Below are 25,106 nucleotides of genomic sequence, written 5' to 3' on the forward strand. Positions count from 1 at the left end.
TACTAATTTATTATCCGGAAAATTTTTGGTTCCATTGAAGTTCATGTGCTCCATAAAGTGAGCCAACCCTCTTTGATTCTCATCTTCAAGGATAGATCCGGCATTGATTGCCAGACGGAAGTCTACTTTTTTCTCAGGTAATGTGTTTTTTTTGATATAGTACTTCATTCCGTTGGAAAGAGTACCAATTCGTACAGATGGATCCACTGGAATATTCTGTCCAAAGGCATTCGCAGACATCAGGAAAATGACTGCAAATGAAGATAATACTTTTTTCATGGTTATTTGATTTTATTTACGGCTTAAAACTAATATTTATTCAGAAGGTGAAGAAATCATTAAATCAATTTTATAGTTAAATTTGAGTTAAAATTATTTATATATAAAAAAAACCAGGAAATTCCCGGTTTTTGTGTCTTAAAAAGTATCTTATTATTTAAAATCAGCATCCGAAACTCCGGAGTTAATAACCACTTTTGTGGTTTTAATTGTCATTTTCTGACCTCCACCTTCAGCTTCTACTTCAGCAGGGAACTGTATTCCGTCTACCGCCATATAGCTTTTAATGGTTGCTTTACCTTCTCCGGCATCTGTTTTATATAAAAGTCCTGTTCCGGCATCGAAATAGAATTTACCTTTGTCTGAAGACAATACAGTATAATCTTTTCCGTCAAGTTTTTCTGTAGATACAGCCTGGAAATTAGAAGCATCAAATGCTAAAGCATCCATTGGCTTTCCTTTTTTAAGTTCAGCAATTTTGTCAGCAGGAATATCTGTTTTGGTTCCCATCTGATCAAAATATCCTTTTTCACCATCAAAAAGCTGTACCATTTCTTTCCCCATGAAAGATTGTACAGATTTGAATTTATTTCCTAATTTCTTAGTTGTCATTTGGATTTCCATTCCCTGTACAGCCACTGTGTTATCAGTAATGGTAGATTTTACAGCGTCCAGTTTATCTTTTCCACCTAACGCTTTGAAATAATTATCAATAACCTCTTTAGGTGTAAGTTTTGATTGTACGGCTTCTGTTTTAGCAGATGCAGCCCCTTTTTTCTGAGCTGCTGCAGGCACTGAGAAAAGTACAGCGCAGAAAAACGGAATGATGATCTTTTTCATATTTATAATAAAGTTTAAAGAGTAAATATAGGAATATTGGCGGACATACAAATAAATAATGAGCAATTAGTAATGATTGATAATTGATTAATGATTAATGATTTTCAGGTGGGATATATAAAAAAAACCGCCAAAAAATTGACGGTTTTCAAATATTTATATCTGGATATAATTATTTCTTAAGTTCTTCTAAAAATTCGTCGTGAGAAATTTTAGTTTCTTTTTTGCTAGCTTTTTCAAGAATTACATCTTTCAATTTAGCCATTGCTACTTCAGAAGAAATTTGTCTTACCTGCTCTTGGTCTTTCAACATTTCAACAGCATATTTCTGGATTTCTTCATCCCCTAAGTGGTGGATTCCGTAGATTGCCAATTGGTTTTTCACTAACTGCTCAGCCTGAGCTAATACATCAGCATAGTCAAGGTTGATTTCGTTCTCAGTCATCAATTTACCTTCGATGATCTGATATTTCAATTGGTTTTTCTCAGCTTCAAGAATTTCTTTAGCCTGTTCTTCAGACTGGATATTCTGGTTAGAGAATAATAACCACTTCACAAGGAAAGATTCAGGTAGTTTTACTTCTTCTTTCTCTGTTACTTGCTCTAATACTTTATTCACGAAGTGAACATCAGCATTCTGTTGGAAATACTCGTCTAATTCAGTTTTCACTTTATCTTTAAGCTCATCTTCAGACTTAATGTTTCCTTCTCCGTATACTTTGTCGAATAGATCCTGGTTAAGTTCAGCTAAGTTTAATGAATAGAAATCTTTTACTTTAACTTCTACTTCATTGTGGTGTAGGTGCTCAACTTCTTCCTTGCTGAATCCTAATTCTTTAGCTAATTCTTCGTCACCTGCAAGAGTTTCTTTCGTTACTTTTACAGAACCTTCCATTTTCAAACCTTTTACCAATTTGAAAGCTTCTTTGTTTTCAGCAGTAATAGTAAGGTTTTTTGGGTGGTGGTGGTGCTCTCCTTCAGCATCTTCTTCCACAACCTGAGAAACTTCTAAAGCAATGTAAGAATCTTTAGTGATTTTATCTTGAGGAACCTGCTCAGCGAAACGCTTCTGCATGTTTTCAATGCTCTTACTGATTTCTTTATCAGAAGCTTCTACTTTGTAATGAGGAGCTTCATATTTAGCTAAATCTATAGTGAATTCAGGCTCATATCCTACTTCGAAAGCAACTTCTATTTGATCAGCGTTGTAATTTAATTCGTTTACTGGCTGAGGAACAGGCTGACCAACTAATCTTAATTTGTTTTCATTAACATAGTTGTTTAAAGCATCAGAAACTTGTCTGTTGATTTCTTCAAATGCAATACCTGCTTCATATTGTTTTTTAACCATACTCAAAGGCACTTTCCCTTTTCTGAATCCAGGAACTTGCGCATTTTTAGCATAATTAATCAACTGCTTCTCTACTTTTTCTTTGTAGTCAGATTTTTCCAATGTTACTGTAAGCAATGCACTTACGTCATCATGGTTTTGTGCGGTAACCTTCATTATTGATTAAAATTTTAGGTTGCAAAAATAGGAATTTTTTATGAAAAAAGCCCATTTAAAATCAACTAATAAAGCCAAATATTGTTAAATAAAAAACCACCGGAGAATTCCGGTGGCCCAAACAAGATTAAAGGTATATTAATTAACAATATTATAGTTAGCCTGTGCATCAGTTTCTCCTCCTGTATGAGTTCCGTAAATCACTCCGTTTCCGCTTACGGCAGAAGCTTCAGAGACCGTTACCGGCTCATGGAATAATGTAAGAACCAACTGACTAGGTGCAGAAGCATTTTTTACCGCAGTATTGACTACCCATTTTGTTTTCAACCCAACACGGTTTCCATCTTTTCTGGTTGATTTTTCGTCATCTGTACGGGTTAAGGTAATATCTGAGTTAGGAAAATTATATACAAGGAAATGTTCATCCTTTGCGTCTTTAATTTCCTGAGTAGCATCTTCATCTCCGTTTTTAAAAATAACTTCTACATTATAAGTATGGCCATTGATCAGTTTAACATTAGGATTAGTAGTACTGTTCACCTGATAATCATAAACAATAGGATTATTAGGGTCAGCCTGATCCGTTACTCTTAAAAGGACATCTGACAATTCTTCCTGAGGAAGGTCATCTGCTTCATCATCGCTTCTGTTACACGATATTAAGCTTAAAGAAACAGCTAAGAATAAAAGTCCTAAGATAAGTGTTGTATTTTTAAAAATATTTTTCATGTTTTTGATTTTAAATAATTAAAATTGATATTTAAGAGTTAAAATGAAGTTTCTTCCCATTTCGTTGGAAAAGAAACGAAGTCTGTTCAGATAATCTCTGTAAGACGTATTGAATACATTTCGAACTGAGAAATCAATTCCGAAATTTTTAGACAGATTTACCCCTGTCTGAAGGTTCCAAAGGGAATATCCGTTTGGAGGTGTAGAAATATCCACTTCTTCATTGTAAGGATTTCCGTCTGAATCAAATAATCTGATCGGAACGTTATAAACAGGAAATCTCGTCTGTTTCAGATATGTATTGTTACTTACGGTGAAATAGAAGTTCTTCCATTCTTTTTTATTGAATTCCAATGAATTGTTAAAGTTCGGAGGCATCATAAGAATAAGCGGTACATCATGAGTCTGATCCTGCCCATAAACGTAAGATCCGCTTCCTTTGTAAGTCAGATTATCTGTGATCTTAAGCTGAGCATCAATATCCAATCCATACATTTTTGCATTGATCTGTTGATAGTTGTATACCACAAAAGCTCCGCCCCACTGAGTATTCTGATATCCTGTAGGAATCTGGTTGATAAAATTCTGAGTATAAAAGAAATATGGGTTAACAGAAATATTCAGTCCTTTTAAGACATTTGCTTTTACATCTGCCACCAAGTTAAACTGATTTCCGGTTTCACTTTTCATTCTCATATCTCCTCTTTCAATAATAGCTGCAGAATGGTGAAGTCCGTCTGCAAAAAGTTCTGCGATATTCGGAGATCTTGAAACCCTGGCGTAATTGAATTTCAGGTTAAAATATTCGGATGGATGATAAACAATTCCCCCGTTTACTGAAATATTATTATACGTTAATGATGGTTTTGTGAGAATTCTATTTTGATCTATTCTCACTGCAAAATTTGAATAATCTGCAGCATATTTTTTATTCCAGTCGCTCAGACCAAACCATTTTGTTACATCATAATGATCGTAATCATATCTCCCTCCCAGTTCAAGATCCAGTTCCGGCGTAATTTTATATTTTAGTACAGAATAAATTCCTGCATAATATCTGTCATAGTTCGGGACAAGACGTCTTGCCTCAGTCTGCGTATTGGAATAGTTATTCTGATATCCTGCATTAATTCCTGTCTCAAGATTCCAGTTCCCTCTTTCTATGAGGTGGTTTACATTCAGATCATTGGTGATCAGCTCAAGATTCAATGCCGGCTTCTTATTCAACACTTCTGTACGTCTGATATCATATTCTTTTCTATGATTGTACTGAAAACTGTAAGTAGCCGTTATTTTTCCAAAATTTTCAAACCTTTTATAGGCCGAAACTTTAGCGATATGATGTTCAATTTCCTGTCTGGGATTATCGATATCATAGCTAAAATCTCTCTGATAGATAGGTTCTGGTGATGTAAGAGCATTACGTAGATCTTCAGAGTTCCCTACGTGAGAACTTCTAAGAATCCCGACTGTGCTTTTCGTCAGATAGTAATCAAATGAAAATCCTTTTTCAAATGTCATCTTCTGCACACCGAAATTAAATCCTGAACTCTCAAGCCCGGTATTCATCAGTCCATATTCCGGAGCTTCAAGATCACCAAGCTTTTTATAGCTTCCATTGGTTTTTATGCCCCATCCATTCTCCCATGTTTTTGCCAGTTTTACATTAAGATCGGCTCCTCTTCCGTTGGAAATTCCGGAAAGAGAAACATTTCCCATAATAGTATCTTTCTTAGGCAAAACCTGAGGCTGTAAAACAACTACTCCACCTACAGCGCCGGCTCCATATTTCAAAGCAGATGCCCCTTTGATCACATCAATATGTTCAAAATTATTGACATCCACATTGGGGGCATGCTCTACTCCCCATTCCTGTTCGGCAAGTTTTACCCCATCATTCATGATGGAAACCCTGCTTCCATAAAGCCCATGGATAATAGGTTTAGCAATATTATTTCCTGTTTTAAGAACATTTACACCGGAAATATTGGTTAATAAATTCCCTAAGTTTTCGGTAACATTTCTTGAAAGCGTTGATTTATCAAGTGTTTTCACCACCATACTTCCATTGTTCTTATGACTACCATGGATGGTAACCGTTTCAATATCTTTAACATGGTGTTCCAGTGTAATCACCAGCTGAACATCCTGATTAACTCCTATATTTTCAGTATAATCATCACAATCAGGATGTTGTGCAATGAGTGTATACTTCCCTGCAGGAATTTTATCTAAAGAAAATTTACCTTTCTTGTTTGTTTTGGCTGTAAAGTTCCCGATTTTAATCACTGCATTTTCCAGCAATGTTTTATCATGGAAATCCTGAACGGTTCCCTCTACAGTATAAGTTTTTTGTGCACTTGTAAATACTGATCCGCAAAAGACCAGCAGCAGGCAATATATCAATTTCATTGTAAATAGATTGATTGCGTACCCTTTTCAACAGGGTACATTTTTCGTTAAAATTTGTGGGAAGGGTTAGTTTTGATGGTACAATGTATTCTTGATAAGAAGTTAAGAAACCGGAAAATAGTAATTGAACATTATTAAATATTAAATATCAATTACAGATTATCAGGTATTTTTCCCAACATCTTGAAACCTTAAACTTTAAACTTTAAACTTTAAACATTGAATTTAAAGCAGTAAACATTGAACTTTAAACCCTATAGAATCTATGAATTATGCAAGTGCGGGCGGTCCCCGAAGCTGGAAGGTGAATTTGGTCTGTGACCAGATTTTCTCCTGGATGGCGATGATTTGTTTTACTTCATGGCTGTAATGCTCAAAAGTAAAATTGAATTCTTCAGGAGCTAATGTATGTCCGGTAACCAAAAAGTGGCAGGCCAGACAGTCGCCAGCTTTCTCTTTAGTAACGGCTTTCGTCATCGTATTCTCTGCTTTTTTAAGATGAAAAGCCTTAAAATAGTCTACAGAATCGTGATGGTGAAAGCTTTGAGAAAGCAGCGCGAGGAAATACACTCCAAACAACAGTTTGGAGATAAAACTCTTTATGTTTCTGCTTTCTTTAAAAATCATGCTTCAAAATTATGAAAATAATTTAATTGTTTCCTTAAACTTTTATTAAATTACTTAATGATTGTTGACAATAGGTAGAAACAAGTACAATTTTGTTACAAAAAAATGCTTCATCTTACTGATTTGATGAAGCATTTATATTTTAGTTTAATCCAGTTGTGTTCCAAGATATTCCCACTCCTGTAAAGCGGTATCCAGCTCTTCCTTAGCTTTGTTGTATTCTTCTAAGGTTTCATCTGAAGGATTTTCTTTGGCAAAAGATGCTTCCATCTGCTCTACTTTTGTTTCAAGCTCAGAAATTTTCTCTTCCACTTTCTTAATTTTATTCTGAATATTTTTCTGTTCTTTACTTACAATATTTGAAGACTGGCTGTTGCTTACGACAGGTTTTTCTTCCACTTTCTTAGGCTCTACCTTTACTTCGCTGTGAAGTTTTGCCTTTTCTGCAGAAATCTCTCTGATGGTTTCCTTTTGTCTGTACTCCAGGTATTCGTTGATATCACCTAGGAATTCTTTCATTTTCCCGTCACGGAATTCGTAGATTTTATCACAAAGTCCCTGAAGGAATTCCCTGTCGTGAGAGATTACTATTAAAGTTCCTTCAAAATTCTGCAGTGCCAGCTTGATAATTTCCTTAGACTGGATATCAAGGTGGTTGGTAGGTTCGTCCATGATCAGCGTGTTGAAAGGACGAAGTAACAGTTTACAAAGTGCCAGACGGTTTCTCTCTCCTCCGGAAAGTACTTTTGTTTTCTTAGTAACGGCATCTCCCTGGAAAAGGAAAGATCCTAATAAGTCTCTTACTCTTGGTCTTGTTTCTTCTGTTGCTGCATCTTCAGCTTCTTCCAGAACCGTTTTATTAGGTGTTAAAACCTCTTCCTGATTCTGAGCGAAATATCCGATGTTAACATTATGTCCAAGATTCCAGGTTCCGGAATAATCTTTAATATCTCCGGCTAAAATTTTAGCCAATGTCGTTTTTCCTTGTCCGTTCTGTCCCAAAAGGGCAATTCTGTCTCCTCTCTGAACGATAAAGTCTACATCATCAAAAATCTGCTTCTGCCCATAAGCTTTTCCAAGATTGATGGCTTCGAAGATCACTTTCCCCGGAACCATAGACTGTACGAAACGGATATTGAATTTCGAAACGTCCTCGTTATCCACTTCGATACGTTCGATTTTATCTAATTTCTTAATAAGGGACTGCGCGAAAGATGCTTTGGTAGCACTTGCACGGAACTTATTAATGTTATCCTCCATTTGTTTGATCTCCGCATCCTGGTTCTTTTTAGCCTGAATCAGTTTCTCACGGCGATCTTCTCTCATGACAAGATATTTCGAGTAATTCGCTTTATAATCATCAACTTTTTTATTGTTGATATCAAAAGTACGGTTACACACCGCTGTCATAAACTGTTTATCGTGACTTACCAGAACAATAGCTCCCGGATAATCTTTCAGGAAGTTCTCCAGCCAGATGATAGATTCCATATCCAGGTGGTTGGTAGGCTCATCGAGAAGCATGATATCGTTCTTCTGAAGAAGTAATTTTGCCAATTCAATTCTCATTCTCCATCCTCCGGAAAATTCATCGGTAATTTTCTGAAAGTCATCTGCTTTAAATCCTAAACCAAATAACACTTTTTCCATGTCGCCTTCAAGATTGTAGGCATCATGGTTCATCAAAAGGTCATTCAGCTCGGTCATTTTATTAATCAGATCCGTATAGGAATCACTTTCGTAATCTGTTCTTACGGTCATCTGGTGATTCACCTCTTCCAGTTCGTTTTTCCAGGCATTGATCTGTTCAAAAGCCTGCATGGTTTCTGCCCACACTGTTCTTCCTTTTACGAAATCAAGATCCTGTTTAAGGAAACCAATGGTAACACTTCCTTCAGTGACAACTTCTCCCTCGTAGAAATTAATTTCTCCTGAAAGCATTTTCAACAAAGTGGATTTTCCTGCTCCATTTTTACCAACGAGACCTACTTTATCATCCTTTTTAATGGTGAAATTGACATTTTGAAATAAATAATTTCCTGAATGGTGTAATCCTAAACTTTGAACCGAAAGCATCTTAATTAATAATTAGTAATGAATAATGAATTTTCGGGTGCAAAAATACGGAAAAAGAAATGAATAGCCGAGAAATAAAAAAAGTGGTCAGGATTCAACAGTTTTTCCTTGTATATAATACATTAAACCGAAAAAAGGAGACACCCTCAGATGTCCCCTAACCTAAATTTAAAACTGAGAAGTTTTTCATTAATTCTTCCATTCATTTAATATCGTAGCTGCCGGTGCTTTTATAATAGAACGAACCCAGATATCATTATTGGGAACGTTTGTTCCATATAGGAAATCTGCAACAAAGCTGTCTTCAGGAAGATGAAGTTCTACGGAAAGCCTTTTTGTACGGCTTGTTTCATCAACGGTGGTACGACTTGATACATTTAATCCATTATTAATCAACTCAATATTAATTTCACGCTGAGTTCTGTACCGGAAACTATCACTATACAATCCGAAGTTTGAAGAAATATGGGTATAATCCACAAATCTTTCGAAATCATATATCGGTTTTTTGTTTGTAGAAAGATCCTTTACATATTCTTTCATTTTGATATAAAACCGATTGAGAAAAGCATGCTTATTATAATCTGTTCCAAAATACGCTTCATTCTCAGTACTAAATACTGATAATATGGTATTGGTTTCGTCCATCATGAGTTTTCCATATACTTTTGACAGGTCATTATATACTTTATCCCGGCAAACATAGGCCTGTGAAAGGGCATTAACCGTTTCCACTTTATATTCCGAGAGTAAAGCATCCCATATTTTATTTCCATCAGCATTGGTTTTTGCATTTCTGATATCTGAAACGTAGTCATGCAGATCATCAACATTAATGAAATCTGTAGAAATATAAACAGATTGTGGACCTTCCAGATATCCTCCTCCAATATCAGCATGATCTCCAGGAACAAATATTTCTTTCCAAACTGAAGACTGATTTTCCAATTTCTGATCCTGCATTGTTTTCGAATTCTCAAACAAACCTGTCAATGGAAAGAAAAACCTGCCCTCATTAACCGCACAGAAATGCATAGCATTCTCTACCTGTGCAGAGATCTTCATGTTATAATTATTAAAAGGCTTAGACTCAACCGTATCAAAAAGCCCCAAAAATTTTATTCTGCAATTTCCTACCGCATAAAAAGTCAGAAGCTGATTACAGAAAGTTCTTGCTAGCATCCCTCCTCTCCCGAATCCATAGATATAGAAATGGTACTCCTTTGTCTCATCATGGATTATTTTCTGCACAAAATCTCCGGCTTTCTGAAGTTTATCATCAGACGAATATCCGCTTCCATAGGGTGGATTTGCACAGGTTGCCATGGCAAAATTATTATCTTCACTGCCTGTCGCGGTACCAATTCCTTCAATATATATTTTTTCATCTCCAACGAATAAACTGTATAATTTATAGATATTGCTGAAAGTACCATAATAGCTTTCATTATTATTCAGCGGTTTATCCGGTGAAAGAATATTTGCTCCATTATTTCCTGTACCGTCAAAGAAAATCCCGACGGAAATCACTCTGTTACCATTCATGTTTCTACTTTAATTTTTACTAAAGATCCTGTTTGTGTTTTTTTTCAACTACCATCCCTGAAAGAGACATTCCAAAATAACAGAAGAAAAATAAGGTTCGCTAGAGTGAAAAGTACCAAATAAAAAAATCCGTATTTCTACGGAATCAATTTAGATTTTTTCAAGGGAGTAAATATTGTTGACAATGGCATAGATTACTATACCCACAGTATTCTTGGCTCCGATTTTCTCCAGGATACGTTGTCTGTGACTTTCTACAGTTCTGGGGCTGATAAAGAGTTTTTCTCCGATTTCATTGTTGGTCAATTCCTGACAGATCAGTTTTACCACATCTTTTTCTCTTTCGGATAATTCATCTTCTGTTTCAAAAAGAGATTTTTTTTTGGCAGAGCTGTTCATATAAGTAAACAGCATCTGATGATCTTCGGCCGTAAAAAAGACACCATTTTTATCTACCATTGTGATGGCTTCAATAAAGGTTTTTTTATTCGAGTTTTTGGGAAGAAATGCTGATACTCCTAGCTTAACCATATATCCGAGAATAGAGGTTTTATAATGGGATGACAGGATAATAATTTTAAGATCCGGATATTTTTCTTTCAGGATTTCTACCAGTTCAAAACCATTCATAGGTTTCATCTGAACATCTACGAGAGCAATATCAGGAAATTCATCTTTTGAAAGTTTTCCGAGGTCTTCTATAAAATCGGGGCCATTATCTGCGGTAAGGCAAACCGATATATTTTTTTCATTGGACAGCAACATTTTTACCCCTTCAAGGATGAGCTGTTCATCATCAATCAGTGCTAGTTTGATTTGGGAACTCATGATATTTTGGAATTTTTATAATTAAACGACTTCCTTTATTTGAAAATGTTTTTTTCCATTTGTGTGTGGCGTTCATTGATTTGATACGGGATTCAATATTTTTGATTCCCATCCCTTTTTTCACTTCTTCATATTCAAATCCCTGTCCGTTATCAGAAATTACAACGGCCATATTTTCAGGATAATCTTTAATGTAAATCCAAATATCCGTTGCATCGGAATGCTTGATCACATTGGTGGTAAACTCCTGAATAATCCTGTACAGCTGTACTTCCACGAAAAGATCTTTCTTTTCATATCCAGACATTACCTGCAGGGAAATATTGATTTTATGGGAAAGGTTGGCTATTAATTCTTCAACATATAAAACCAGACCCACAGATTCCAGGTTTACAGGATATAATGAATGGGAAATACTTCTGGCAGCATCGATCAGGGAAGACATCTGACCGTAGATATTTTTTTTGATGAGCTCATCACCCTGAGTATCGAGGTTATTCAACCACAAAGAAAGAATATTGAGGCGGTTTCCGATATCATCATGAATCATCACAGCAATTCTTTTCCTTTCTTCTTCCTGGGCCTTGATGTTTTCCAGAACTAATTTTTTCTGATGAAGAACTTCCGCTTCATGCTGTACATTTTTTTCCTTAATAATTCTGGTAATAAAAGCTCTGTAAGCTAGCAGAATAAAGGATACGATAACTGTTATGGTAACAATTATCAGGATCAGCAGATTGATATTTAGTGTTACTTCTTTAATCTGAAAAAAGTATATAAAAATGAACAGTACAAAATACTCGAAAGAATATTATTGGCACTGAGAATAGTATAATAATCGTTTTCGGACAGATTGGCGATCTGGTGCTGAATGATAAAAATAAATACTGAGACAGAGTAATAGAAAAATATACTGGCATCTACCAAAAGAAAGCGGTTCTGTGTAGAGGTATTCTTAATCTCCCGAATCAGAGTAAATCCGGAAAGACAGATGATGATAATATTGGAAACCACTTTCGCTATGTCAGCATTGGCAGGATAATCAAATCCGTATTTCGAGATCATAAAACCTGTTGCCAATACACCTGCAATCCACAAAACATATCTTGGCCAGTCCAGCTTTCTGATAAATAAACCTGTAAGCAGGAAAAACTCTCCCGCAATGTATAAGGGATAAAGGAATGAGGTATCATTCAGTCTGAAGATATAAGGCAGCGCCAGATTCAGCAATTCAATAAAAAAAAGAAAAGCAATACAATGAAAATATTGCTTTTCTTTATGATTTAATATGCGGTATTTTGCTGCTCCCAGTAGTATAACGGACAGGAGCAGTGCATAATTCAGGAATAAAATTGCCTTATAAAGTTCAGCCATTCCTCAATAGATCGTTTTAAAATTCACTTCCTACATCTACATCAGGGATACGGCAAATAGGAGGACATGGTTTTGCCCAGTCGTAAGTATTGGAAATTGATTCTGCTCCCAGTTCTGCATTTCTAAGGTTTTCACGGAAAGAGATAAAGATAAGCGTTACCAACATTTTTCCGTAAATATCATTGTATCTGATCCCAAAAGAACAGGTAATACCTGCCAATCCTTCATCTGAAAGACAAAGGTCTGCTGTAGGAACATAGAATTTTCTGAAAATTCCACTTCCCTGATTTTCTCTGGTCTCTTTATAAAACCAATCCATACCTTGATTTCTCCAACGTTCAATAGCATCTACAGCTTTGTCCTGTTCAAGAATGGGTGTATTGGAAACAGGCAATCCCATATTGGCATTTTTTTCCATGCTTTCAAGATCTTTGGATAGAACGGCGTTTCTAATAAGTGTATATTCCTGAATTTCCTGCAATCTCAGATCTTTTTCAAGTTCGGTAAGGAAACTATATGGATATTCTTTTACATCTATTTTTACCCCATCATTGTTCATAGGATAAAAGATAAGAATCAATCGGTCTCTGTAAATTCCTACTGCAGCACAGAAGTCTTTATAATCCTTAAACCCCTTCATCCATTCAAGGTGTTCTCTGGAAATATTAAAAACATAGTTGGTAGGGATAAGCTTTTGAATTTTGGAAAAGTCAGAAAGACATGCTTTCCACTGGTTTGACGCTGCTCTACATTCTTCTACAGGCAGCATATAGTCTACAATGTTTAATGTTGACATAAGCATAGTTTTTAGTCGTATAAAAATATACAAACTAAATATGCTATGCAAGAGGATTTTAATTAATAATTTTTCACAGTAATATGATAACAGCTCTGCTGCTTCTCTTTGATGTAATATATTCTACCAGCCTTCTCATAATGCTTTAAAACTTTCTCCAGAGCTATTTCCATTTTCGGATTGTATTTTAAAACGTTGTTGAATCTTATGTAAGAAATATCAAAAGAGTTGCCATAGTTGTGAGAACTAATTCCTAGTGAGGCGTTAGAATTCACTCTTCTCAGCCTGCACTGGTCTTCAAGGGTTCTGGTAATGGATGAAACCGTAAATGTACCGCCTTTTGTATCCTTACTGAACTTTGACCCTATTTTTTCCAGAGTAGTTTTTGCCTTGGATACCATATAAGCCCTGCTGTAATCAAGTCTCTGAACCTGATACCCTTTGCCGGATTTTTTTATTTTGTGGAATTTTCCGTTGTTGATATATTTCTGTACGGTTTTGGAATCTTTCAATAACTGCACTCCAAACCCCTTGGAAGCATCAAGATGAGATTTATAAAGCGGTGTAGGTTCTACCTTTAATACAGTGGCAAGATCATAGCAGGGAAAAGCTTTTTTGGCTGCCTGCGAATAATGTAAACTATAAATAAAAGGTACAAAGACCACACAAAAAAACTTTCTCATTCACCTTCCTTTTAAATTACAAATGAAAGATAAAACATTTATGTTAGATCTTTCAAGACTGATGATAATACTCTCTCAATAAATCCCAAACAAACATTACACCAAATTACAGATTTTGCAATTTTTGTTCCCTCTTTTTTGAAATATTTTTTCAGTTTTAACTTTTTACTTTAAGATTTAAATTTTACATTTGAGATACATAAACAATAAACAACATGATAAAAAAACTTTTCGCTGAATTTTTCGGCACATTTTGGCTTGTTTTCGGAGGGTGTGGAAGCGCTGTTTTCGCAGCGGGTGTTCCAGACATCGGCATCGGACTTTTAGGCGTTGCTTTAGCCTTCGGTCTTACTGTTCTTACCATGGCTTACGCTGTAGGGCATATCTCAGGAGGGCATTTTAATCCGGCAGTTTCTTTCGGGCTTTTAGCAGGAGGAAGATTTCCTGCTAAAGACCTTATTCCTTACATTGTAGCCCAGTGTTTGGGAGCGATTGTAGCAGCAGGATGTCTGTACACAATCCTTAACGGTGCCGGAGCGGTAGAATTCTCAAAACCCGGAGATTTTGCCACGAACTTTTACGGTGAAGCCGTTTACAATGGAAAAGCTTTCAGTATGGGAGCAGCATTTCTTGCCGAGTTTCTATTAACCGCATTTTTCCTAATTGTAATCATGGGAGCTACAGATAAGTGGGCTAACGGTAAGTTTGCCGGTCTTGCCATCGGTCTTGCGCTTACGTTGATCCACCTGATCTCTATCCCGATTACCAATACCTCTGTAAACCCTGCGAGGTCCCTTTCTCAGGCAGTCTTTATGGGAGGAATTGCCATGTCACAGCTTTGGCTGTTCTGGGTAGCCCCTATTTTGGGAGGAGTTGTAGGCGGATTGATCTACAAGTTCTTACTTCAGAGAGATACTGCTGAAATTGCAGATTAATTTTAAAATAATATTTAATGATAAAATCCTGTCAGGCGGCAGGATTTTTTTATTTCTGATTTGAATAAATTGCTTTGAAATTCTTGTAAACGCAAAGTTTTTTTATAAGAGAAACTTTTTATTTAAAAGGGGACAAAGTGGTTACAAATACGTTGCTTATGAAGCTAATTGTAATGTTGGCTTAGTAAGAATCAATGTCATTGATTTCACCTTTGCTTCCATAAAACTTAAAAATAGAGATTAAACTTTTCGTTAAACCCAACATTTTTTTATTTCAGCTTTTTGATTTCAAAAGGATTTTTAAAGATGAGCTCTTCATGTTTCCCTTTAATTTCCATTTTGCGCTGAAGAAGATTAAGCGCCATTTTCCTGATGAAAAGATCTTTGTCATTCAGTTTCCAGTAAGAATCTTCATGAAGCTTTTTAGGCTGGCGGATCAGATAGAATTCAGTTTCCCAGGTATCTGCATTATGATAGAATTCGATGATTCCACAATGTTCAGGGATAAGAGCTGCGTCTACCATTCCCATCGGGAGCAAAAAACTAAAGGAATTACATACATAATCTCCACAGGAAATTTTATCATGTTTCAGAAATTTTTCCCCGGTATCTTTGTTGATATATGATTTTTTAAAATCATTTTTAAAATCACTCTTTGAAAGCTTGATCTCAATTTCATGACTTCCACCTTCCGAATCTATGATTAATATGTCCGCTTCCCAATCTGCCTGAAAATAATTCGTCAGTACAATTTCTTTTTCAAAATCGCAATGGGAATGGATGTAGGCATGTATGAGTTCTTCTATTTTGATCATTTTTTATGATGGTAAAAATATTTTAATAAAACGCAATGCCCGCAAAGTCTTTAATATCCAAGTGTTTAAAGGCTCGCAAGGGCGTTTCACTCAGCAAAAGTCGCAAATTATTTTATGATACAAAAATTGACAAGCGAAGCGAATTGACCATTCACAATTGTTCTCTTATGTCCAAAATCATCAACTCACCAGCAGGCTGCATCCTCTGATATCTGAATGATCTATTCTTCCTAATACCTGAAATTTATCACCCATTATTTTCCCTAAATCCTGTGTTGCAATAAATGAGCAGGAATGCGTATTGGCAAGATCAATGATATTAATAGCTCCTGTACGGCCTTCTTTTTCGTAAGCCAAAGGATCTTCTGCATTCCGAACCATGATTCTCATCCAGTTCGGACATTCGTATTCATTATTTCCAAGGGAATAAGCCTGTGAAAGTAACTCTGTCATGGAATATTCTGAATATATTCTGTCCGTTTTAAGTCCTTCCTGCAAGATTTTCAACAATTCATCCTTGGTCATTTCTTCTTTTCGCCCTTTCATACCGCCGGTTTCAATTACGATTAAATTTTCAGGGAAGTTCAGGGATTCATCGCTTTGCTCGGAATGACAGTAATCAAGAAAGTCTAATAGGGCAAAAGAAACCCCAAAAAGAATAACTTTTTTGCCCTGCAGTGTATTTAATAATTCAAAAAGCTCAGCATGATTATAAAGAAAATATCCGTTTTCCGGTTTTGCAGACTTCTTCATCAGATAGTCTACCATATAGATCAGTGATGAGTTTTGTCTCTCAAGATAGCTTGGAAGTAGCCCAAGAAAAATAAAATCTTCCGGTTTTCCGATAAATTGTTCAAAACTTTTATAAATGCTTTCTTCATAAAGCTCCGGATCTGCAATAAAATGTTTGGAAAGGTTCATCTGGGTGGTTCCCGAACTTTGAAAGTAAAGATCCGTATCCACATTTTTATCCAGAATCTGATGGTTTTTAAACATTTCAATAGGAAGAAACGGAATTTTCACCAGGCTATCTACCTCATCGGGGTTCACCTTCAGAAAATCAACGAATTTCCGGTATATTTCAACATTTTCATATTGATAACGAAATGTTTTCAATGATGCACTTAGAAAATGCTGTTCAGTCTTTATGTTGAATATATTTTTCAATTCCATAATTTTTAAATTCCTTAATCCCTTACTACAAGGCAATTACAGAGATAAAATATTGTTATTTAATAATTTTTTACTATATAAAACCTATTTTGGTAGACTTATTGCAATGTATTACTTGGAATATGGATTAAAAACAAGAGTGGGTCTTCCACCCGTTCGAAAGTTACCTCTTTTTAGGGGTAATTTTTTTTGCTTTATTTTTCAAAAGTCTTGAGTTCAAAATCCTTTTCAAAAACTCCGTAAGTGAAATAGGATATCCAGTCTCCAAGGTTGATATATTTTGCGTTTTGTTGCAGATCCAGTACCATTGGCAGGTGTCTGTGACCATAGATGAAATAATCAATCTTCTGAGTTTTCAGCTTTTCTTTGGAATAAATAATCAGAAACTCTTTATCTTCTCCCAAAAAAGCTTTGTCTTCTTCTCCGGAGATCATTTTATTTTTTTGGGAAAGGTATAATGCAATTTTCATCGCGATATCAGGGTGAAGCCATTTGAAAAACCATTGAGCCGCCGGATTGGTGAATAGTTTCTTCATTCTTTTATATCCTTTGTCACCAGGTCCCAAACCATCTCCATGAGCCAGCAGAAACTGCTTTCCTCCCATTTCAAAATATTGTTTCTGATAGAATACGGTACATCCGATTTCTTCTTCCAGATAATCTTTCATCCAGAGATCATGATTTCCTACAAAGAAATAAATATGAATTCCTCTGTCTTTCAATTCTGCAATTTTTCCAAGCACACGAACGTATCCTTTAGGAATAACATGCTTCCATTCATGCCAGAAATCAAAAAGATCTCCCATTAAAAACAAAACCTGAGCATCCTCTTTGATCTCATCCATCCAGCGTATAAACCTCTCCTCGCGCACCTTGCTTTCCTTGGGTGTAGGAGCACCAAAATGCTGATCCGAAGCGAAGTATACTTTTTTCCCAGGTTCTAAATTAATTGTTGTTTTTAACACTTTCTGAGTTTTGTGAAAAATTATTGATTATCTTCTGCAAACCATTCTCCATAAGAGTTTTCTGTCTCATGAAGTTTAAGATAAGCTAAAGAAATTCCTTCGGGAAGTCTTGATTTGATTTTAGCAGCAATAGCATACAGCATGTTTTCACAAGTCGGCTGGAAGCTGCAATAGATTACTTTATGGCCTTTCTGCTCAAGGTCATCTCCCAGTTCTTTGTGTGGAGACAGTGCATTGACAAGAACCGCATGGTCCCATACATCTACGATCTCAGATTTTACGATACTTTTGATATCTCCGAAATCTACCACCATTCCATTTTTAGGATTTTCAATATCATTAATCGGTTTTCCTTTCACTGTTACAAACAGTTTATAGGAATGTCCATGCATATTTTTACACTTCCCATCGTAGTTGTAAAGCACGTGAGCCGTCTCGAATGTAAAAATTTTTGTAATACGTATCATAATACAAAGATAGGATAAAACAGCTTAATACAGAAAAGACTGTTTCTATTACAGCGATTTTAAGATATTCTTTTTAATCAATTTTGAAAGTCAGATTATGATCCTGGGTCTCATCTACATTAGCAGCATTGTAAGGTACAGAAAGCCAGTTTTTTTTATTCATAACAAATTTAAACTGGTAAGTTTTCCCACTTTCGAAATGAGATTTTGGGAGTGTTAATTCAAAAGTATTGTTCCTTTTCAGATTCATATAATACACCTGATCATCAGGATTCCAGTTGTTAAAAGAACCTGTCACAGAAATACTTTTGATGTACTCTACACTTTTCCCTTCTGGAAATTGATAAGAAAAAATGATATTATCCTTTTCAGTCCGGTAGCCATAATTTTCTTTTTTAAGATTGGGATGAACAATAGGTTCAGACTTTGTATATTCTTCTGCCACCATATATGGGTTCAGCATTCGTTTATCCATCATGCCGGCAATCTGATTGATCATAGGATAAAAAACAGGAAATTCTTTATATCCGTTGTACATAACTATAATAGCTATATTCTGATCCGGAAAAATTCTGTAAGCACTCACATTTCCTCCTGAGAAATCATAGGATTTTATAGCATTAAAGATGTCCGTATCCCAACCATGAGTAAAGGTGATCTCTTTATTTTTGTATTCAAACGGTTTCCACATCAACGCTTGTGTGGCAGGTTTCAGAAAATCATTTTTACTCAAATGAATGCTCCATTGTAAAAATGCAGGCAATGCAATCGCTAAGCCATTCGCTGAATGCGCTCTTCTCCCTTCTACAAATGTGGATTTTTCGTATTGATGTGTATTTTTGTTGTAGTTATATTTTACAATTCTATTAGGGATTTTTTCAATGGAATTGGATGAAAACACTACCTTATTTTTGGAGTCTGAAAACTGATTCTTCAGGATATAATTTTCAAATTTCTCTCCTGTTATTTTTTCAATGATCATCGTAATCAGCATGTAGTTGGTCTGATTATATCTGTAATCACTTCCGGTTTCAAATTCCATTTTTTCTTTTGATAAGCGGTTAATAACTTCAGCGTTGGTAGCATCTGTTGCAATATCATTGAAATTAATCCAGTCCGGAAGTCCTGAAGAGTGGGAAAGAAGATTTTTTACTTTAACATTTTTCCATTCTTCTGGTATATTGTCAATATATTTTGAAATTTTATCTTCCACAGAAAGTTTTCCTTGCTCAACAAGCTGAAAAAGCCCAACATTTGACATCAGTTTTGTACTAGAATACACCCTGAACATGGAATTCTGATCTACTTTTTTATCGCTTTCCAAATTTTCTGTTCCATAATATTTCTGGAAAGTCACTTTATTATTCGTTACAATTCCTACGGCCATTCCCGGTATCTCATTGATTTGAATAACTTTCTTTATATAGCTGTCTATCGCTTTCGATTGTTCTGCAGTCTGACCATAAGCTGTAACGAAAAAGCCTGAAAATAATATTGTTAAAATAGATGATTTCATGGAGATGTTTGTTTGATGTTTCCTTATTAAAAACAACTGCGGGCCTTTTTGTATTACATTTAGGAAAAATTTTGTTACTTCAGCTATTATTTTATCTTTTTTTCAAATCTATTAATGACTTTATACTCTTTGTCTTTGATAACAATTTCATAATTCCCGTTATCCAGGATTAAAAAACGACTGTCATTGGACGTTTTGAGCTCAATAATATCAGCAGGAATTCCCTGTTTTTCAAACTCTCCTTTTCTGTATGCTAAAACCAAGGCCGGATATATCGAAACTTTAGAGGCTGGAATTTTATAAAACTTTCTGTTTTTGTTCAACATCCAATTGGGTCTGCCTTCAACATATTTTGTAACGGGATGAATGATTTTAATATCAGTATACAACTCTTTGTCTTCCCCATTATATATTCCATGATTCTGATCTTTTAAAACAACAGGGACAGTATTTTTCACAAGTCTTAAAAGAGGGTCATTAAATTTCAGGCTACTTTTTTCTGAAAACTGAGTCTGATCAATCGTAAAAGGATTGATCTCCGTAAGGTCTGAAAGTCGTCCTGCCATTGTTTTCTCCCAGGATTTATGAATACCTTCATAAGCATGCTGATAACCGCAGTAGATAAGATATTTGCCATCTTTATTTTTCTGCATAAAATCGAAGATATTTTTTGCTTCTCCAATTTCTCTTTCTTTGTTATTTCCTTCTGCTTCGTAGGGAAAAAGTTTAAATCCAATTTTCAAAGCATTGTAGATAAAATTTCCAAATTCCGGTTCTTTGGAATAATATCCGCTACTGAGAGCAGCAAATTTTGTAATATTTAAAGAATCACTCGCCAATGTTTCGAGGCCCAAATATCTGTAGCCTTTGTCATACAACCCTTGGAGTAAGGAAGAGGCAAATGCTCTGTGACTGGCATTATGATGAGCTTCATTAATGATGATAATCTGTTCACTGGCAGCTCTGTCTAAAATATAATCTTTTGCATTGACGGGGATTAATTTTGTGAATCTCAGACTATCTGCAGTACTCAACTTTTTTACACGTCCAAAAGTCTCATCCCAACTTTCCAATGCCGGTTTGTATTGTCCGCTTATTGAGTAGTATGTTGCTGCCATCTGACTTCTCCAGGATTGACTTTGGGTAGAGTCTGCTACCTTTTTTTTGATATCATCTGTAAACCAGTAAGGATTTTCCTGACCATAGCCTATTATGCTTAACAAGAGTAAAGCCAGTGAATAAGAGAATTTCATGTGTATTTAGTTTTTGATTTAGGGTTATATAGCTAAAAAAACTTCTCCAGCCAGTCGTTTTCCAGACGTTTTATTTTTTTGGTTTCAGGATCGAACAGAATCCAAAGCGTGCTTGAGTCTACCACAAGTTCTTCATTGCAATAGAACTCAACTTTTCTTGGCTGTTTGGCTCCTTCGGGAGTCAGAGGATAAGTTCTTACCGTAATGATATCATCCAGATAAACCTGTTTTTTATATCGGATATGATGATCCAGAAGCATCCAGGCATCGTTTACATATTCTGTTTGCTGTTTCAGAAGATCCCAGTGTTCCGCTGCTACTTCCTCCACCCAGTGCACATATTGTACGTTATTCACATGATTATTCTGATCAATATGATCTTCTGTTACCTTTATTTGTTTTTCGTACATTAAATTCATTCTGCTTAAAGTTTACTCAAATGTATCATTTTAAAATAAAATTTCTTCATTCAACCCAACACTTTTATACATAAAAAAACGGGATCATAAGTTCTGATCCCGGTATAATATTCAGTATATTGAATTTCTTATTTAGACTTTCCAGCAGGTTTTGCAGGCGTTGCTGTAGCTCCTAATTTGGTTTTTACCAGAGCTGTGATATCTTCACTTCCATCTGTGTAAACTAAATTATTAGATTCATGGAATGATGTATCGAAGATAAAATTCAATCCTCTTTCTTTAGCAACAGCAGAAATAACGCTCTTTACCTTTTGTTGTAAAGGAGTGTACAATTCACTTTGCTTAGCTGAAATATCTTTAGCAGCCTGTGCTCTTGAATCTTCTATTTTTTTACCTAAAGTCTGCAATTCTGTTTGTGCTGCCATCAGTTCTTTAGTCACAGCTTCTTTGTTGGCTTCACTAAGAGTCTTTTCTTTAGCCTGTGCTGCTTTCAATTTAGTCTGATAATCACCGATCATTTTTTCAATTTCAGCCTGCTTAGACTTAGTCAGATTATCAATAGTAGTTCCTATAGTGGTTACTTCAGATAAACTTGCAAAAATATCCTCTGTGTTTACACTTCCAACCTTCTGTTGAGCATTTGCAGCATTTGCAGTAAGCGTTAATCCTAATGTAATAAAAAGTACTTTAATTAAATTCATTTTTAATAATATTTTTTCCAGCCCCAAATATAATTCAAATTTCAATTACTTATCATGTCGCATTTATTTCTTTATTATTTTGAAATATACATATTGTAAAAACAGTTTCAAAGCCCTTTAAACAAAAGAAAAACCTTCCCACAAACGAGAAGGTTTAACATCAAAAAAATATGGAAAAACGACTAATGGAATTGTGCCGTTTCTGTAGAATCTTTCATCGCTACAGTAGCTGAAGAGCCGTTGGTCACAATATTCTGTACTTCATCAAAATATCCTGTTCCTACAAAAGACTGATGTTTCACTGCTCTGAATCCTTTGTGCTGTAATGCAAACTCACGCTCCTGAAGTTCTGAGTATCCTGCCATTCCTCTTTCTTTATAAGCTAATGCCAATTCAAACATAGCGGTGTTCAAGGCATGGAATCCTGCAAGGGTAATAAACTGAAATTTGTATCCCATTTTAGCCAACTCTTCACGGAAAGTAGACATTTCTTCCACACTCAGTTTTGCTGCCCAATTGAATGAAGGTGAACAGTTATAAGCCAGCATTTTTCCCGGGAATTTCGCATGAATTCCTTCTGCAAACCTTTTGGCTTGTTCCAGGTCGGGATTTGAAGTTTCCATCCAGATAAGATCTGCATAGGGAGCATAAGACAGTCCTCTGTCGATGCCTTGTTCTACTCCATTTCGTACCACGTAAAATCCTTCGGAAGTTCTTTCTCCTGTAACGAATTTCTTATCTCTGTCATCAATATCGGAGGTCAGTAAATCTGCTGCATCCGCATCTGTTCTTGCTATAATGAGACTCGGAACTCCAAGTACATCAGCAGCCAGACGTGCCGCAATCAGTTTATTGACTGCTTCCTGTGTAGGCACCAATACTTTTCCTCCTAAGTGTCCACATTTTTTGGCCGAAGAAAGCTGATCTTCAAAATGTACACCAGCTGCTCCTGCTTCAATCATCTGTTTCATCAGCTCAAAAGCATTCAGATTGCCTCCAAAACCAGCTTCGGCGTCGGCAATGATAGGCACAAGATATTCTTTATTTCCTGATCCGCTTACCGACTGCACCTGATCTGCTCTCAATAAAGCATTATTAATTTTCTTTACCACTGAAGGTACTGAATTGGCTGGATACAATGACTGATCAGGATACATTTCCCCGGATAGATTGGCGTCTGCAGCCACCTGCCATCCTGAAAGGTATATTGCTTCCAGACCTGCATCTACTTCCTGCACTGCCTGATTACCCGTTAATGCACCAAGCCCTGCCACATAATCCTGAGTATTCAATTTATCCCAGAATTTTTTGGACATTTCTGTCGCAATAGTGTATTCAATGGTATAAGAACCGCGAAGTTTAAGAACTTCTTCTGCCGTATAAGGTCTTTTTACACCGTGCCAACGTGGATTTGTCAGCCAATCTTGCTCTATAGCCTGGATTTGTTCTTGTCTTGTTTTCATAATATTTGGATTTTGTTTGATTAAATTTAAGGGTTCGAGATACGGGATTCGGGGTACAAGGTTTCGAGATATGATTCTCAAACTTTCGGACACTCCTACTCTCTCACTCTCAAACTATATAAAAGGATATGCTTTAAGGGTTAGAAATTCTTCAAACTTTTCACAGAAAATCAATTCATTGAAAAGTTCTTTGGCAAGGTTGAATTTTCCGTTTTGGAAACGGATTTCTCCTACATACTTTTCAATATTGTCCATTTCCTCTTTTTCCCACTGTAATACCATACTTCGGGTTAATGTTCTATCGTCACTCAGGACCGCTTCGTTTTTCAGCCATTGCCAGATTTGTGTTCTTGAAATCTCAGCAGTAGCTGCATCTTCCATGAGATTATAAATGGCGGCTGCGCCAGTTCCCATCAGCCAGCTTTCCAGATAAAGAATTCCTACATTGATATTTTTTCGGATTCCTTTTTCGGTAATATCACCTTTAGGAATTTCCAGCAACTGGCTTTCTGTTATATGGTATTCGAATTTTTTATCGATCTGATTTTTGGAAGGCATATACTGGTCAAAAACTTCTTTTGCTACAGGTACCAAGGCCGGATGTGCAACCCAAGTTCCGTCATGACCATTTTTCACTTCTCTTTCTTTATCATTTTTTACTTTTTCAAAAGCAATACGATTAGCTTCATCATCGTCTTTTACAGGGATCTGGGCTGCCATTCCACCGATTGCATGGACATTTCGTTTATGACAGATTTCGATCACTCTTTTTGAATAGGCACTCATAAAAGGAGAGGTCATAGTCACCTGATCTCTGTCCGGAACTATAAATTCAGGAAGATTTCTGAATTTTTTAATGTAAGAGAAAATATAATCCCATCTTCCGCAATTCAATCCTGCGCTATGTTCTTTTAATTCAAATAAAATTTCATCAATCTGAAACGAAGCAGTAATCGTTTCTATTAAAACAGTCGCTTTAATGGTTCCCTCCGGAATTCCGAGATAGTTTTGGGCAAAAACAAAAACTTCATTCCACCATCGGGCTTCTTTATAGTGTTCTAATTTTGGAAGGTAAAAATAAGGGCCACTTCCGTTTTCCAAAAGTTGTTTTGCATTTCTGAAAAAATAAATTCCAAAATCAATCAGTGATCCGGAAGCTTTTTCTCCATTGATTTCAATATGTTTTTCAGGAAGGTGCAGGCCGCGTGGACGAACCTGTAAAACAGCCGTTTTTTCATTAAGGGTGTATGCCTTTCCTTTTTCGTTGACAAAATCAATAGTCCGGTTAATGGCATCAGAAAGATTAATCTGTCCTTGGATACAGTTCTCCCAAACCGGTGAACTGCTGTCTTCAAAATCAGCCATAAACGTAGAAGCACCGGAATTCAAGGCATTGATAATCATCTTGCGGTCAACGGGGCCGGTAATTTCTACTCTTCTATCCAGCATATCGTCAGGAAGCGGAGCACATACCCAATTTCCATTCCGGATGTCTGCTGTTTCTTTCAAGAACTCAGGAAGATTTCCTTTATCAAAATTTTGCTGAGTAATTTTTCTTTCTTCTAAAAGTTCAAGTCTTTTATGATTAAAGTTCTGATGAAGCGAAATCAGAAAATCTGCCAAATCAGGAGTAAATACTTCCTCAAACTGCTTCTGTGACTTTATTTCTAATTGAGTCTTTGTTTCCATAACTTATTGATTTT

At 35.8% G+C, this 25,106-nt stretch carries 24 protein-coding genes; 1 reads left to right on the plus strand and 23 read right to left on the minus strand.

The features are described 5' to 3' along the window. The 13 genes from DEU39_RS12505 to DEU39_RS12565 all read right to left on the minus strand — a co-directional run. On the minus strand, positions 1-279 hold a 279-nt coding region (locus tag DEU39_RS12505; protein ID WP_147367591.1), incomplete at its 3' end, for an insulinase family protein. A gap of 153 nt (positions 280-432) precedes the next feature. Then, positions 433-1,119 (minus strand): hypothetical protein, encoded by a 687-nt coding sequence (locus DEU39_RS12510; RefSeq protein ID WP_120232124.1) that lies wholly within the window; start codon positions 1,117-1,119, stop codon positions 433-435. Positions 1,120-1,291: 172 nt separating this feature from the next. Next, positions 1,292-2,626 (minus strand): trigger factor, encoded by a 1,335-nt coding sequence (locus tag DEU39_RS12515; RefSeq protein WP_062676128.1) that lies wholly within the window; start codon positions 2,624-2,626, stop codon positions 1,292-1,294. Positions 2,627-2,764: 138 nt separating this feature from the next. After that, entirely contained in the window at positions 2,765-3,355 is a 591-nt protein-coding gene (locus tag DEU39_RS12520) for a hypothetical protein (protein ID WP_120232125.1), read from the minus strand. An 18-nt stretch (positions 3,356-3,373) separates the two neighbouring features. Continuing rightward, positions 3,374-5,767 (minus strand): TonB-dependent receptor, encoded by a 2,394-nt coding sequence (locus DEU39_RS12525; RefSeq protein WP_120232126.1) that lies wholly within the window; start codon positions 5,765-5,767, stop codon positions 3,374-3,376. Positions 5,768-6,037: 270 nt separating this feature from the next. Further along, the gene (locus DEU39_RS12530) at positions 6,038-6,394 is read right to left on the minus strand and encodes a hypothetical protein (protein ID WP_228436747.1); all 357 of its coding nucleotides are present in this window, start codon (positions 6,392-6,394) and stop codon (positions 6,038-6,040) included. A 147-nt stretch (positions 6,395-6,541) separates the two neighbouring features. After that, positions 6,542-8,470, minus strand: a complete 1,929-nt coding sequence (locus tag DEU39_RS12535; protein WP_120232127.1) for an ABC-F family ATP-binding cassette domain-containing protein — start codon at positions 8,468-8,470, stop codon at positions 6,542-6,544. A gap of 189 nt (positions 8,471-8,659) precedes the next feature. After that, entirely contained in the window at positions 8,660-10,015 is a 1,356-nt protein-coding gene (locus DEU39_RS12540) for a T6SS phospholipase effector Tle1-like catalytic domain-containing protein (RefSeq protein ID WP_120232128.1), read from the minus strand. 150 nt (positions 10,016-10,165) lie between these two features. Further along, positions 10,166-10,843 carry a response regulator gene (locus tag DEU39_RS12545; protein WP_062676134.1) on the minus strand — a complete coding sequence of 226 codons (678 nt, stop codon included), beginning with the start codon at positions 10,841-10,843 and terminating at the stop codon, positions 10,166-10,168. Beyond that, a complete protein-coding gene (locus tag DEU39_RS12550; RefSeq protein ID WP_228436768.1) occupies positions 10,812-11,393 on the minus strand; it encodes a sensor histidine kinase in 582 nt (193 codons plus the stop codon). Before DEU39_RS12550 ends, DEU39_RS12545 begins: the two co-directional genes overlap by 32 nt. Before the next feature lie 200 nt (positions 11,394-11,593). Next, positions 11,594-12,217, minus strand: a complete 624-nt coding sequence (locus DEU39_RS12555) for a hypothetical protein (protein WP_120232129.1) — start codon at positions 12,215-12,217, stop codon at positions 11,594-11,596. A 16-nt stretch (positions 12,218-12,233) separates the two neighbouring features. Continuing rightward, complete coding sequence (locus DEU39_RS12560) at positions 12,234-13,013, minus strand: hypothetical protein (protein ID WP_228411949.1); 780 nt, start codon at positions 13,011-13,013, stop codon at positions 12,234-12,236. A gap of 62 nt (positions 13,014-13,075) precedes the next feature. Beyond that, positions 13,076-13,696 carry a DUF5715 family protein gene (locus tag DEU39_RS12565; protein WP_062676138.1) on the minus strand — a complete coding sequence of 207 codons (621 nt, stop codon included), beginning with the start codon at positions 13,694-13,696 and terminating at the stop codon, positions 13,076-13,078. A 218-nt stretch (positions 13,697-13,914) separates the two neighbouring features. Between DEU39_RS12565 and aqpZ the strand changes: the two genes are divergently transcribed. Next, positions 13,915-14,631 carry an aquaporin Z gene (aqpZ, locus tag DEU39_RS12575; protein ID WP_034696881.1) on the plus strand — a complete coding sequence of 239 codons (717 nt, stop codon included), beginning with the start codon at positions 13,915-13,917 and terminating at the stop codon, positions 14,629-14,631. A 269-nt stretch (positions 14,632-14,900) separates the two neighbouring features. Here aqpZ and DEU39_RS12580 read toward each other — a convergent pair whose 3' ends face one another. From DEU39_RS12580 to aceB, 10 genes are all read right to left on the minus strand, one after another. After that, positions 14,901-15,446: a hypothetical protein gene (locus DEU39_RS12580; RefSeq protein WP_120232130.1), complete on the minus strand. Its 546-nt coding sequence runs from the start codon at positions 15,444-15,446 to the stop codon at positions 14,901-14,903. Positions 15,447-15,626: 180 nt separating this feature from the next. Continuing rightward, positions 15,627-16,619 (minus strand): acyl transferase, encoded by a 993-nt coding sequence (locus DEU39_RS12585; RefSeq protein WP_183037409.1) that lies wholly within the window; start codon positions 16,617-16,619, stop codon positions 15,627-15,629. 194 nt (positions 16,620-16,813) lie between these two features. Further along, positions 16,814-17,584 carry a UDP-2,3-diacylglucosamine diphosphatase gene (locus DEU39_RS12595; RefSeq protein WP_062676140.1) on the minus strand — a complete coding sequence of 257 codons (771 nt, stop codon included), beginning with the start codon at positions 17,582-17,584 and terminating at the stop codon, positions 16,814-16,816. A gap of 20 nt (positions 17,585-17,604) precedes the next feature. Then, the gene (locus DEU39_RS12600; protein WP_047097353.1) at positions 17,605-18,051 is read right to left on the minus strand and encodes a 6-pyruvoyl trahydropterin synthase family protein; all 447 of its coding nucleotides are present in this window, start codon (positions 18,049-18,051) and stop codon (positions 17,605-17,607) included. Between the two features lie 73 nt (positions 18,052-18,124). After that, positions 18,125-19,567 carry a serine hydrolase gene (locus DEU39_RS12605; RefSeq protein WP_120232133.1) on the minus strand — a complete coding sequence of 481 codons (1,443 nt, stop codon included), beginning with the start codon at positions 19,565-19,567 and terminating at the stop codon, positions 18,125-18,127. An 86-nt stretch (positions 19,568-19,653) separates the two neighbouring features. After that, a complete protein-coding gene (locus DEU39_RS12610) occupies positions 19,654-20,820 on the minus strand; it encodes a hypothetical protein (protein WP_062676143.1) in 1,167 nt (388 codons plus the stop codon). A gap of 32 nt (positions 20,821-20,852) precedes the next feature. Continuing rightward, on the minus strand, positions 20,853-21,239 hold the full coding sequence (locus DEU39_RS12615; RefSeq protein ID WP_120232134.1) for an acyl-CoA thioesterase: 387 nt from the start codon (positions 21,237-21,239) through the stop codon (positions 20,853-20,855). 128 nt (positions 21,240-21,367) lie between these two features. Continuing rightward, on the minus strand, positions 21,368-21,940 hold the full coding sequence (locus tag DEU39_RS12620; RefSeq protein WP_120232135.1) for an OmpH family outer membrane protein: 573 nt from the start codon (positions 21,938-21,940) through the stop codon (positions 21,368-21,370). Positions 21,941-22,122: 182 nt separating this feature from the next. After that, positions 22,123-23,403 carry an isocitrate lyase gene (aceA, locus tag DEU39_RS12625; protein WP_120232136.1) on the minus strand — a complete coding sequence of 427 codons (1,281 nt, stop codon included), beginning with the start codon at positions 23,401-23,403 and terminating at the stop codon, positions 22,123-22,125. A 114-nt stretch (positions 23,404-23,517) separates the two neighbouring features. Continuing rightward, on the minus strand, positions 23,518-25,092 hold the full coding sequence (aceB, locus tag DEU39_RS12630; RefSeq protein WP_120232137.1) for a malate synthase A: 1,575 nt from the start codon (positions 25,090-25,092) through the stop codon (positions 23,518-23,520). Positions 25,093-25,106: the final 14 nt, after the last annotated feature.

It is taken from the genome of Chryseobacterium sp. AG363 (genome assembly GCF_003610675.1).
Taxonomy (GTDB): Bacteria; Bacteroidota; Bacteroidia; order Flavobacteriales; family Weeksellaceae; genus Chryseobacterium; species Chryseobacterium cucumeris.